Below are 13268 nucleotides of genomic sequence, written 5' to 3'. Positions count from 1 at the left end.
ATTTTTAAATTATTACAAAATACGCTACCCGGTGTTTTACCGGGTAGCGTATTTTGACCATGATTGTGAGCCGAAGGTGCTGGCTTCGGTTAACTGGCTTTAATGCTGTCAATAAAAAATCAAAGCGTCAATTAATCAGTTTTACCTATATTGATCTGCGCCTGCATGGAAAGTTGTGACGAGATATCCATTAATACATATAAATCTCTGCGGCGGGTCCATAGTTGCCATGATTTTTCGTCATACCAACCGGGCAATCGTAAATTTTTAGGCGCATAAGCGGCTAATTTTCTATTCTCACAGGTCATAATGCAGCGCTTTACATGATCCCGATGTCCAATGACAGCGACACAGCCTAATGCCGATGGATTATTTTTGAAATGAGTTGTGATGATAGATTCAACCACACCATCAGTGCTCAAATAAATCAGCTCACCTTTCTCATTCCAGTAAGGTTCAATTGAATTAACATCACAAGATGGAATGTCCGGATAATCTCCAGCTTCGAAGTAGCGAGCGATTTCCCATTGCATAAACATAGGCACTCTTTTTTTACGATATAGATCAGCACAGCAATCTGCTAATTCCTTATTCATCGGCCCCGGTTCCGCCAGCGCATTTTTATCATCACTGGCGTTAGGACGATTGCCAAAAGCGAACGCAATGACGTTATCTACCGCACAGATGTCCATCTCTTTCGGGGTGAAGGTAAATATCTTATCGCTAATATAAGGCTCAAGAGTTTCTGCTGTTTTCTTATCAGATAATTCGAGCGTTAACTTGCTATCCAGAATTTTATCGAAATTAGATATTGGTAATGTCATTATATCTCCTGCAGACGTAGTGAAAAAAAAGATGTTCATAGATGTTACTGGAGCGATGTTACTGGCGCGGAGTAGCTGCCTTATTTTTACTGTATTAACATTGGCATTCAGATCAGCAATTCGGCGTCAACACCTGCACTCATATCGTCAAAATCGTTTTCGGTTGTCATGCCGCCGCCAGCGAACGCATCACCATCGCGGCAGAACTGCACGCCACCCAGTGACGCGTTAATACGTTTGCCAAAATTGTTATCCATCGCCCAGATATCGATTGTGGCGTTAACGTAGCAACCAGCATATGGCTTGCCATCGGCAGTGGTCAGCACCGAGCGATTACGGTCAATAACCAGTGGTCGTACTTTGTTGCTGGCGGAGAGAAACTTATTACCAGAATAGTCCTCGTATTCCACTTTTTCATCGCCATCGTGCAGGCAGACTTTCAGACCGGAGCGTAGGGATTTCAGAACGCTGTCGGCTTTCGGTCCCCATTTATCTTTAGCGACCTGCGCGATAGCTGCATCAATGTCTTTCAGGCATGGATGATCAACCGGAAAAATAAAGGTAGCGCTAAAGCGGGGAGCATCTTCACCGTTAACCGTTTTAGGTTCAAACAGAGCGGGAAAGGCTAATCGCACGTTATTCAGTTTAACTTTCATAAATAATTACCTTAATTTAGCTCAAGAGTCAGTATTTTTAATGCCATCAAAGCTATTTACGGTATTGCTATTGATTGAATATTTTGTGGAGGAATTAGGTGCTGTAATTTTTCGTCAGAATGAATAATTAGGTCTTTTAATTTATACAGCGCTATGTTTTTTTAAACCTAATTTACTTAGGTTAAATAATGGATGCTTTTTCACTTTCCATTAACTTTTACTTCGAATCTTTGATGAATTGAATTTTACCCATGCGCTAATCTGGATTAATATGCTATAGGTAAACGTTAATCTTTCGTTGAAAAAGAATGATAAATTTCGCCTTGATGCATATAACGATATCCAATTAATAGATTTCGATTCAAATATAGGATGCCTCAATATGAGTGGTCTTTCATTTTATATAAAAAGTTAATTCTCCTGTAGAGCTTCTTTTACTAAAAAAACGATAATAGATTATAAAATCTAACTTACCTATCAAAGCGCTTCTCAAGTGTCCGGATTGATTAAATTTCAGACTTCCTTCTACGATGTTTGATGCAGTGTTACGCGCTCTTACAAGTGCTGCATAGTTATTTTTTCTAAGTCTGAAGAGCCTACAATTGTAATTATTGTTAGTGTATTTGAAATAAACTACCTCACCGGCATTAACGTAAAAGTCCTGATTGGAAGGCCAATGACTGACATATACTCCTCTTTTCATTGTGTAAATATAAGTAGCTTTTCGATTAACAGGGACTGGATTAGGTTTAGGGCGGGATGTTACGTTACTCAGCTCCAACGAATAAAAAGTAACCGTTGATGTCTTCGCCCCAGAATCGTCTATTATCAAGTCATTATTTTCAAATCTGAAAGTGACTTCATTCGTAATGTCAGGTGCTAAGACGCTATCCAGATTACCCCCTTCTTTGATTCTATAGGCTGTCAGTTTGCAGGAGTTATAGCGCATGTTGCTGAGTTGAATGCTCAGACCATTATTGCTGCTTTTATAGTCTCGTGAGACTGCATTTAGCACACCATGTACAGGAAGCTGCCGCACTGTGCCTTTTGGTGGAACATAATTATCGGGATGTATAGTCGTAGGGTCAACGTTACCAAACCATTCCTTTTTACTCACGTCATCGGTTAACTGCTCAATCTGGCGATTCCCATCCACATAATGTTGAGGATATAGCGGTGATTCTTTAGGCGGATTTGCTGTTGAGAAATCACGATCGACAACATAATTTGCGGCCAAAATATTTATCTTGTTTCCTGCACTGCTCTTGCAAGCGATAACGCTTAGACCACTTGAAAAATCTTTGTTACCTGAGATGATATCAGGCGTTTCCAGCAGTCTGGAGAACATGTGAAAGGCCTGAGCGGAATAGGTAAAAAAATGGCCCGAATTATTAAAAAGACCGAATGATGAAGCGTCTCCACGATAATAATGCGCCAGATCAACTTTTGTATATTGCATATAGATCAAGGTTGAGGCTATATAAGCAGCATTCTTTGCGCTTTGAAGTTTTGAAAATATGTTTTTGTGAGCAAAGGGGGTTGAATTCCATTCGGAGCAAATACTTTCAATATCATCATATTTATATTTTCTTAATGTATTTTGGATTTGATTGCCAATGGTAATAATATTTTGCGGATCGGATGTGCTGTTTCCGTAATAGTGCCATGAAACGAAATCTATTGGCACGTTATTATTCCTACAATACTGTAGCAATCCTTCTATATACGCTCCTCCTGGGTTATAGCCATTCGCGACACCAGCACCACCGACTTTCGCTGATGGATCAATAGATTTAATCTTTTTTGCTATTTTTGCGTAGAATTCGTAATAATCTTGCGGGTTATTACTATTCCAGAATTGTGGTAGGTCTGGCTCATTCCATATCTCCCAATAGATTATTTTCCTGGGTAATCCTACGGCATCGTAGTTCAGTGAGTATCGTTTTACTAATGCGTCTACCAGCGTAGCATAGATATCGAAATTTTGCGGTAGTTCATTGCTCCCGCGATTTGTTCTACCCACTCTGAATAAAATATCACGCTGTACTTTTGGGTTTGAATTGTTGGATAAAACCTCAATAAAATGCTGATCTGTCATTGCATAGTTAGCATCTTTGAGAGCAAGTTCAGCATTATTACTTCTCATGCCTGCGGCTGCATTAGGAAAAATTGTCCTGATATTTCCTATAGATGAAATCAATTTCAATGCGGATTTTAGATAATTTGATGGGATGTTAGGAATGAACTGGCTACCTTGGTCGTTTTCAACAAAATAATTATCAAGGTCTCCAATGCCCAGATTATCGTGGAATCTGAGATATCTGATACCTAGTTGATTAAACTCATTATCCAAATTGGGTAACCCCGGAGCGATGCTTTTCGGGGTACCATTAACACCATTAATTTCTTTTAATTTTCCCTGCTTACCGGCGTTAGAATCCACTGTTAATGTATCAAAACTGATTAATTTCATTTATTTCCCTTTCCTACTTGAGCGTTCCGGCGGCAATGCCGGTGCTTTTATCTTAAAATTCGTTTTAGGTTGAAACTTGAACGTCAGCAAAAAATGCCCCTGTGGTGGAACTGCGCGTATACAGGTAATACAACGAAGAACAGTTTAATTGTTCAGGTTGAAACATAAGCCTGGAAGGCTAATGGCACGCTATCCCGTTTATAGGCATCAATAATTTCCCTGAATTTAAAAGCGAGGATTAGCGGCTTCAACATTATCGACGACATTCATGGAATTGACAGTTGATACCGGTTTCGAGTCAGGCTTCGGGGTTCATGCTGTTAGCCTTTTGGAAAAATTATCAGTGCAATAATCATCTTCCGGCAGCTGGCGCTGATAACCCCCGATGTGTACAGCTTCTGCGCCAGTAGGGCGTTGATAATCTCCCCAATTCAAATCGGCGCGTACAGTGATTGAGCAATATTTCGGCTTCTTCTCCGCTGCGACAGAGGCCGTTAGCGACTTACCCTGCACCAACTTATAACCCGATATGCAACGATCGGTTTTTTCTCTCAAGGGATAAGCGCCGGTCGAATAGCTTCGGAGCTGTCAATCGCAGCGCGAACGGCCAATTGCGGTAATTCCACCGTGATGTCTTTTACTTTCTGCCCAGAACCTCAGGATTCTACAGAGCATTCGTATTCTCTAATGTGGTTAATGATCGCAGCGTCTGCGGGAGTGAACTATTCGGAATGCTGAGCGTGAGGTCACACTTCTCTTTTACTATAAACAATGCACCTGCATCCACGTCGCCCAGATACTCATTAACGTTATCCGTTCTTTCTTGGAATGCAGGTGGCACCAGAAACATTTTGTCAATGAAAATATACACTGGAGTGCCGAGATAAGTGCGGGTATCACAGCCGACGTTATAGGGTGGACAGGTCAGGCAGTTACATCGCACCGCATCCGTCTACTGGTGTTACGTAGTCCTTCCTTCGATTAACAGGTTGTTTCGCCTGGCTCAAATTGTTCTGCGGAAAGCGGCTTGCCTTGTTGGAAAAGTCAAGCATGGCTGCGCAGTATTTTTGATACCTGCGCCAGCGTTTGCTATGCCAGCATCACAACGTCTGCAAGATTTTCCTGTGGTACTTACCCCAGCCTCTGCACGCTGGATCTGTTCAGAATTTCCACCGCTTTATGATGATAGTCAGCAGTTGACAACTTTATAATCAGCGCTCACGTTCGCGCGCGGGGCAATTTTTACCAGCTTGCAATCCATCAGCGCAAGGCGTGATGCTTCACTGAACCGATCGCGCTTAATGTCATTCTCATTAGAGCGCGCTTTTTTGACCTGTTCTGTCTTAAGATTTTTAGCGCTTTCGCCGAACAGCTTTGCCAGCGTGTGGATAAGGCGAATATCCAGCGATTCGATATCTGGCGGTTGTGGCTGCTGTTGTGGCTGATACCTACCCTGTTTAATCCTATTGTTCACATTAACATCAATTGTCGCTAATGACGCGCAGGTCTCTCCCGCTACGTCGGTTTTTATCTCGTTCGACGTTTTGCACCAGAAAGGGCCGTTGCATTTTTCTATTCTGGCATGGGTTTGCTCAGTCCCCAGCTGTGGCTAGGTAGCCGGGTAAAAAGGACTGTCGCGCTCATAAGCTATCTCAGCGATAAAGGATGATCGGAAAGCGAGCTTCAGGGTTTCGTTTCAGTTCGTCGCGTTTACGCAACCAGCGCAGGCGGCGGACAGTGTTACTGACTGTCGCGGTGTCCACTGGGATGGTGATGACTTTTCCGGAGTGTCGCATCGAGTGAGGTCTCCTCTCGTATCAGAAATCAGGTTTTAACCGGGTAACTCGGATTCGGCTAAAATACCGATGGCGTGGGAAAAAAATTTAACCTGGCGTTGAGTCAAATGCTGGTTAGTCATACAAAATATATTGGTATTTTAAACGGCATGATGAAGTATAATTTCACGTTGACATTCAGGAAGGCTCTGATGCCTTAAATTGGTAACAGATCGGTAACGGAGTAGCACTGGTTTGCCACGGTTTACGGATAAATTCTCTCCGCAGCGGATGAGCCATCGCTTGGAGATGCCTGAGCGTTATTCAGAGTCTCATGCAGACCCGGTCAATACCTGCCAGTGCAACCCGGACGCATTGGTGAGAGATGAATCACGGCATTGAGTCTGTATCTTTCGCAGGCCGATAATCTAGAATTCTGAATTAATTTATATTATTACGTTACTTCAGACTCAACGCTCCTCTACTGGTCTGTTCGCTCAGAGCGAGGCCGGAGCATCCTGTTGGGAGCGATTCATACCGGCATAGACGCCCCTGATTAGGCTTGGCGACGGGGGCCTGACGAAAGAAACACTGTTTGCGGCTCTGGGGGTAAACAGACATATGGATGTGTGGCCGTTCAGATCAACAGTCAGGTAAGGATGCTCCACTGGGTACTGATCTTGATAAAAGTTTCGAAGATTTGCTGCCGACACCCAACAAAGCTCATGCTGGCGAAAAACCCTATCCTGTGCTGTAAAGTAGTTTGGACAATAAAAAAATCGCGTGATGTCACTACTTCTTCAGGTTATACAGCTTAAGGGAGTAGTGAGATAGCCGCGAAAAGACCGGACAATAACATGCGTGCATTGGGGTAGAAGTTTAACTATCTTTTATCTGCGGCACGGTCAGATACTATTCTGAAAACGGTGAATTAACTGACAAAAGTTTAATGCAGCAGGGGCCGCCACATGCAATTTTAGCTTAATGAAATTGTGTATAGAGTTACTGTTGAAGTTATTATTGAATCATCTGTAAGTGTAAGGTCATTGCTTGCAATACGTACGGCAGGCAAAGTTCTTGTTGGTGGAGACATAGAAGACAAATCCCCCCCTTCTTCAATTCTGAAGGCAGTGATAGATATGTTATTGTAACCAATATTCTTTATGGTCAGGGAAAGACCATTATCACTTTCAGAGTAATTTCTACTGTGTGCGGCTAATTTACCGTATACAGGGGGATTAGGCACAAGATTTGTATTTTTTATCACGTTATCTGGTTTAATATTATTGGGATTCACGCCACCGAACCATTCATTGAGACTCCACTCATCGGTAAGTTGATCGAGCGTACGGTTAGTATCTAAATAATGTTGTTTATAAACATCCGTTTCTGCTGGCTTAAGGTTCGGATTTGAGAAGTTGTTGTCAACATGGAAATTAGATACCAAAATGTTAATTTTATTACCGGCTGCATTTTCACAAGCTAAAATTGTTATACCTGTACCAAAGTTTTTTTCCTGTTGAAGAATATAAGGTGTTTCAAACATTCGGGCATAGAGGTTGAATGCTTGGGCTGCGTAAGTACAAAAACTTTTGAAGTTTTTATTAACGGGGTTCGGATTATCATTGAAAAGGCCAAATGAAAGTGCATCTCCACGATAGAAATATGCTTTGTCTACTTTACAGTACTGCATATAACTGAGCGTTGAGGCTATAAATGCCGCGCCCTTGGCCATTTGTATTTTAGTAAATGTATTTACGCTTGCAAACGGTGATGAATTCCACTCTGTACAAATACTTTCTTTATCGCCATAACCATATTCAATCATAGATTTTTGTACTGCATTACCAATGTCAATAATATTTTGAGGATCTCCTGTCTCATGAGCATAATAATGCCAGGAAATAAAATCGAGTGGCGTGTCTGTTTCTTTACAATATTTAAGAAGGCCATCAATATAAGCGCCGCCTGGATTGTATCCAGCTGCTACCCCGGCGCCACCCACTTTTGCATCAGGATCTACAGCTTTTATCATTTTGGCCACTTTACTGTAGAATTTATAGAAATTCTGTGGATCATTATTGTTCCAGAAGATGTTGAGATCGGGTTCATTCCAAATCTCCCAGTACTTCACTTTTCTTGCTAATCCTGTTTTGACATAGTTCAGAGAATATCTGTCGACAAGTGTACTTATCAGAGTGGCATAGATGTCGGCGTCCTGAGGCATTTCGGATCCACCGTCCAACGTCCGGCCAATTCTGAACATCACCTGACGTTGTATATTTCCAGGATTGAGTGCTGGGTTATTAGCCAGAATGCGTTTAATATACATATCTGTCATAGTATAGTTGGCTTCTTTGAAGGCAAGATCAACATTGTTTGATCGCATACCGGCTGCGGCATTAGGATAAATAACCCGATGATTACCGATATCGGCAATAAGTTTTTTTGCTTTATCCCTCTCTGCTTCTGGAACATTTGGAATATACTGATCCTGATTCCCTCTGTTTCCTGGTTGAATATAGTTATCTATATCTCCGATACCCAGACAATCGTGCATTCGAATATGTGTTATACCCATCTGATTGAACTGGTCCTCGAGATCCGGAAAGCCAGGAGCTACAGAAACAGGTATTCCATTTACACCGTTGACCTCTTTTAGTAGACCGCCATTACCCGCTGATTGATCTCGTTTAGATTTATCAATCGTCATTTTTACTGGGTTTGACATTAGGACTCCTTACATTTAAAGAAAATAATATGTTTAGCTTAATTAAAAAAACTCAATGCTGTAGAGTGAAACAGTCGAGGCGGTTGCACCTGGATCTATGAATCTGAGTAATCCATCGTTTACATTTTTGATTCTTTCTCTCCTAAAAGTCGGAGGTGAAATGGAAGATAAATCTCCCCCCTCCTTAATTCTATAGGCTGTAATTTTTGCTTGAAAAAAATCGACATTTTCAATACGTATATCTACTCCCGAATCGCTACTCAGATAGTTTCTACGCTTAGCGACTACAACGCCGCTTGGGGGGATTTGTGAAACAACATTATTCTGTTGTACTTCATTATCTGTCTGAATAGTATTTGGTCTTATCCCGCCGAACCACTCGTTAATACTCCAATCATCATCAAGCTGGTCAAGGGTACGGTTACTATCAATATAATGTTGACGATATAGACTGGTATCTGATGGCGCGCTATCACCATTCGAAAAATCTTTATTTACTTTGTAATTGGCAACCAGAATATTGATTTTTGTACCGGTGCTATTTTCGCAGGCAAGCGTCGTAATGCCAGTGCCAAAATTATTATCCTGTTGAAGAATAAAGGGTGTTTCAAACATTCTAGTGAAAAGGTTGAATGCCTGTGCGGAGTAAGTACAGAAACTTTTGAAACTTGTATTAACGGGATTTGGATTGTCGTTGAAAAGACCAAAAGGAAGACCATCCCCACGGTAGTAAAAGGCTTTGTCAACTTTACAGTACTGCATATAACAAAATGTTGATGCTATATAAGCAGCATTTTTAGCACTCTGTACCTTAGTGAAAGTGTTTATCGTTGCGACCGGTGAAGAATTCCACTCTGTACATATACTTTCAATATCAGAATATCCATATCTAATCATTGCTTGTTGCACTGAGTTACCAACATCAATAACATTCTGGGGATCGGAAGTATTATTTGCATAATAGTGCCATGAAATAAAATCGATTGGTGTATCGGTCTCCCGGCAGTATCTGAGAAGGCCATCGATATAAGCGCCACCGGGGTTGTATCCGGCAGCCACACCGGCACCACCCACTTTTGCGTCTGGATCCACGGCTTTAATCATTCTTGCCACTTTTCTGTAAAAGTTATAGTAAACCTGTGGATTATTATTGTTCCAGAAAAATGTCAGATCAGGTTCATTCCAGATTTCCCAGTACTTGACTTTTCTGGGCAATCCTGTTTGAGCGTAGTTGAGTGAATACCTGTTGACAAGGGTACTGACGAGAGTGGCATAAATGTCTACGTTCTGAGGCACCTCATATCCACCATCCAACGTCCGACCAATTCTGAACATCAATTGACGTTCAATGTTTCCTGGATTGAGGTAAGGATTATTATTTAGAATGCGCCTGATATACGCATCTGTCATGCCATAGTTAACATTCCTGAAAGCAAGATCAACATTATTTGAACGCATCCCTGCTGCCGCATAAGGAAAAATAACCCGACAGTTTCCCATATCAGCTACAAATTTTTTAGCCCTATTCCTTTGCGATCTTGGTACATTTGGGATAAACTGATTCTGATTGTTTTTTCTGTTAATCTCAAAATAATTATCTAAATCACCAATTCCCAGTCCATCATGTAAACGGATATAAGTGATACCCATTTGATTAAACTGATCTTCCAAGTCAGGGAATCCGGGCGCGACAGAAACTGGAATTCCGTTAACACCATTTACTTCCTTCAACAGACCGCCGTGCCCAGCGTAATAATCTCTTTCAGATTTATTTATGTTTACTGAAAAGTAGGACATAATACCTCACTTAACAAAATGATAAGTAATATTTTCTTTTAAGAGATTTAATTCAGCTCAATCTCATACAATGTCACAGTGGATTCAGTGCAATTTTGATCACTAATTATTAGTTGTCCATTTTTTAAAATATAGTTAATTTCATAATTAGTATTTTTTATGTCAAAGGAGGATAGGCTTTTACCTTCCTGAATTCTTTTTACAGCAATGTTAACATTATTTGCTGCTATGTTATCCACAACAGTTATTAATCCACTATCACTGTGATAATAGTTTCTTTCATGGGCTGATAAATGGCCATTTACAGGTGGATTTGCGAGCTGAGCTTGTTGTTCTACAAAATTATCAGGTCTAATTAGATTGGGGTTTTTTCCGCCAAACCATTCATCCAGGCTCCACTGATCTGTCAGCTGTTTAAGACTTCTATTTGAATCTATATAATATTGCTTATAGATATCGTGTCCGGATGGGGGCACTCCACCATCGGTGAAATCCTTATCAACTTTATAATTTGAAATAAGAATCTTTAATTTTTTTTCATCCCAACTTTTACATGCAAGCATAGATATACCTGTATCTTCTGCTCCGTTCGTTTTCAGAATGACTGGGGTTTCCCTCATTTTCGAAAAAAGGTTGAAGGCTTGAGATGAATAGGTACAAAAACTCTTATATCTTTTATCCACTGGGTTTGGATTATCATTGAAAAGACCAAAAGAAAGACCATCACCTCGATAATAATATGATTTATCTACTTTACATTTCTGCATATAACAGAATGTCGATGCTATATAGGCTGCATTCTTCGCACTTTGTACTTTCGTATATGTATTCATCGTTCCTGTGGGAGATGAATTCCATTCTGTACAAATGCTTTCTATATCAGGAAAACCATATTTATTTAAAGCAGATTCAATTGATCTTGCAACATCTATGATATTTTTTGGATCACCAGTTCCATTTCCATAACAATGCCAAGAAATAAAATCAATTGGTGTTCCTGTTTCGTGGCAATATTTTAATAACCCATCTATATAATATCCACCAGGATTGTAGCCAAAGGCTACGCCAGCTCCACCTACTTTTGCCTCAGGGTCGACCGCCTTAATCATTCTTGCTAGTTTGCCGTAAAAGTCATAGTAGACCTGTGGATTATTACTGTTCCAGAAAAAAGTCAGATCAGGCTCATTCCAGATTTCCCAGTATTTGACTTTTCTTGGCAACCCGGTTTTATCATAGTTCAGGCAGTATCTGTCGACGAGGGTACTGACCAGAATGGCATAAATGTCGGCATTTTGGGGGACTTCACACCCACCATCCAGCGTTCGGCCAATTCTGAACATTAATTGACGTTCTAAATTCTGGGGATTAAGACCAGGATTATTGTTCAGGATACGCCTGATATAAGCATCGGTCATTGTATAATTTGCATCTTTGAAAGCAAGGTCAACATCATTCGAACGCATACCTGCTGCGGCATTCGGAAAAATAACTCGATGATTTCCCAAATCAGCTAAAAATTTCTTGGCCGTCCTTCTTTCATAATCTGGAACATTCTGAATTAACTGGTTTATATTATTTATTCTTTTTTCCGAGAAGTAATTATCGAGATCACCAATTCCCAGTCCATCATGTAAACGGATATCGGTAATCCCCATCTGATTAAATTGATCTTCTAAGTCAGGAAAGCCGGGTGCGAGAGAAACTGGTATTCCATTCACACCATTGATATTTTTTAAAATACTGTTTTTTCCGGCGGATAAATCACTTTGTGATTTATCTACTGTAATTATAATAGACATATCCTTATCCTCAATTAATTACATTTAGGGATTGATCGTCCTACCCATGTATAATCGCGTAGAAATTTAATTTTATTAACGATCACCTAGCTAACTCTTTATGAAAATCATTCTAAAGAGAGTTTATATTTATGGTAGGAACATAAACTGGATGAAGATTACTAACACGGTCAGATTAAAAGCTTTAACTATTTTTGTCCTGCTGCATTATGCTGTTATCAGCTTATTTGTCGTTTTCATAATGTTGTCTGATCATCTCGCAGATAAAGAGTTTTTAAACGCCTGCACTATTCAGCAGATATCTTTTTTGGTCTGTCATCTGCGGCGAATTTAATGAATCCGCACCGAGCTTGATAAGTTCACGTTGCCCCGTATTGCCGACATCCTGTCCCGCCACGGTTCCGACGCAGGGTTTAAAGTCGCGCCGTTCGACTCATGGTAAAATACAAGTAAAACTGTTAGAGGGTCAACAGGTTTTTGAGTATTTATGGGCATATTTAACTTAATTACTTGTTTTGAGGCCAAAAAAAAAGGAAGGCATTAGCCCTCCTTAGTTCGACAGGTGAGGTGCAGACTAGCGTTTTCTTCGGAAGATACGCTGTTCCACCATTGTACCCATCAGGGTTACCGGTTTTTCCCACGATCGGTAGGTGGGATAATCGCTATTAAGCGGGACAAGTTCGAAGGCTTCTTCTCCTTTAGCCCCATCCCCTACCGGTCGGTACTTTTTGAATGTGGCTACTGGGCTACCGTTGGAGGCAGCGACGAACTCACCGGGAACCGGGTACACATTTGCGTCGATGATCACAATATCCCCTTCCCGAAATTCTGGCTCCATTGCATCCCCCTGAATACGGAGCGCGAACGAACGCTCCGATAACGCCGAGGTCGTCAGCAGATAATCGCCATCCAGGGGCGCCGGTATGGGTCCGGCGTTGATGAGCGTCGCGGCTTGCGAATAACTCAGAACCGGCACTCTGCGTGCGATAAAACTGGAGTCGGGGACAACATCTCCGCCCAGTAGCAGCCATCTGGCATCGCATTCAAGAGCAGCAGCCAGAGCAAGAAGGTTGCGGGGTTTGAGCGTTTTTCCATTTTCGATAGCTTCTATCGATTGCTGGCTTATCCCGGCCCGTTTTGCGACTTCCGCTTGCGTCATGTCCAGTTCTGTTCTGCGCTTTTTTGTCCGACTGGCAAGATTCATGATTTGCTC

The 13268-nt window shown here is 41.2% G+C and carries 11 protein-coding genes; 1 reads left to right on the top strand and 10 read right to left on the bottom strand.

Annotated elements, in window-relative coordinates; all coding sequences use genetic code 11:
• Positions 1-131 precede the first annotated feature (131 nt).
• From BM191_RS07435 to BM191_RS16775, 6 genes are all read right to left on the bottom strand, one after another.
• Complete coding sequence (locus BM191_RS07435) at positions 132-824, bottom strand: hypothetical protein (RefSeq protein WP_092876695.1); 693 nt, start codon at positions 822-824, stop codon at positions 132-134.
• Between the two features lie 107 nt (positions 825-931).
• Entirely contained in the window at positions 932-1480 is a 549-nt protein-coding gene (locus tag BM191_RS07430) for a DUF2815 family protein (protein WP_092876693.1), read from the bottom strand.
• 394 nt (positions 1481-1874) lie between these two features.
• Positions 1875-3953 carry a GH39 family glycosyl hydrolase gene (locus BM191_RS07425; RefSeq protein WP_092876691.1) on the bottom strand — a complete coding sequence of 693 codons (2079 nt, stop codon included), beginning with the start codon at positions 3951-3953 and terminating at the stop codon, positions 1875-1877.
• A gap of 312 nt (positions 3954-4265) precedes the next feature.
• Entirely contained in the window at positions 4266-4508 is a 243-nt protein-coding gene (locus BM191_RS16520; RefSeq protein WP_143088800.1) for a hypothetical protein, read from the bottom strand.
• 634 nt (positions 4509-5142) lie between these two features.
• Positions 5143-5427 carry a hypothetical protein gene (locus BM191_RS07420; RefSeq protein ID WP_092876689.1) on the bottom strand — a complete coding sequence of 95 codons (285 nt, stop codon included), beginning with the start codon at positions 5425-5427 and terminating at the stop codon, positions 5143-5145.
• Between the two features lie 178 nt (positions 5428-5605).
• Entirely contained in the window at positions 5606-5749 is a 144-nt protein-coding gene (locus tag BM191_RS16775; RefSeq protein ID WP_177203308.1) for a hypothetical protein, read from the bottom strand.
• 604 nt (positions 5750-6353) lie between these two features.
• Here BM191_RS16775 and BM191_RS17385 point away from each other — a divergent pair.
• On the top strand, positions 6354-6485 hold the full coding sequence (locus tag BM191_RS17385) for a hypothetical protein (protein ID WP_269017631.1): 132 nt from the start codon (positions 6354-6356) through the stop codon (positions 6483-6485).
• 219 nt (positions 6486-6704) lie between these two features.
• Here BM191_RS17385 and BM191_RS07415 read toward each other — a convergent pair whose 3' ends face one another.
• The 4 genes from BM191_RS07415 to BM191_RS07395 form a co-directional block, all read right to left on the bottom strand.
• Positions 6705-8459 carry a GH39 family glycosyl hydrolase gene (locus BM191_RS07415; protein ID WP_230479541.1) on the bottom strand — a complete coding sequence of 585 codons (1755 nt, stop codon included), beginning with the start codon at positions 8457-8459 and terminating at the stop codon, positions 6705-6707.
• Positions 8460-8501: 42 nt separating this feature from the next.
• Entirely contained in the window at positions 8502-10256 is a 1755-nt protein-coding gene (locus BM191_RS07410) for a GH39 family glycosyl hydrolase (RefSeq protein ID WP_092876687.1), read from the bottom strand.
• 47 nt (positions 10257-10303) lie between these two features.
• Complete coding sequence (locus BM191_RS07405) at positions 10304-12055, bottom strand: GH39 family glycosyl hydrolase (RefSeq protein ID WP_092876685.1); 1752 nt, start codon at positions 12053-12055, stop codon at positions 10304-10306.
• 574 nt (positions 12056-12629) lie between these two features.
• The gene (locus tag BM191_RS07395) at positions 12630-13259 is read right to left on the bottom strand and encodes a LexA family protein (protein ID WP_092876680.1); all 630 of its coding nucleotides are present in this window, start codon (positions 13257-13259) and stop codon (positions 12630-12632) included.
• Positions 13260-13268: the final 9 nt, after the last annotated feature.

It is taken from the genome of Izhakiella capsodis (assembly GCF_900115045.1).
Lineage (GTDB): Bacteria > Pseudomonadota > Gammaproteobacteria > Enterobacterales > Enterobacteriaceae > Izhakiella > Izhakiella capsodis.
Note: the sequence above shows the minus strand (reverse complement) of the source record. Positions and strands in the feature narration are given on the sequence as shown.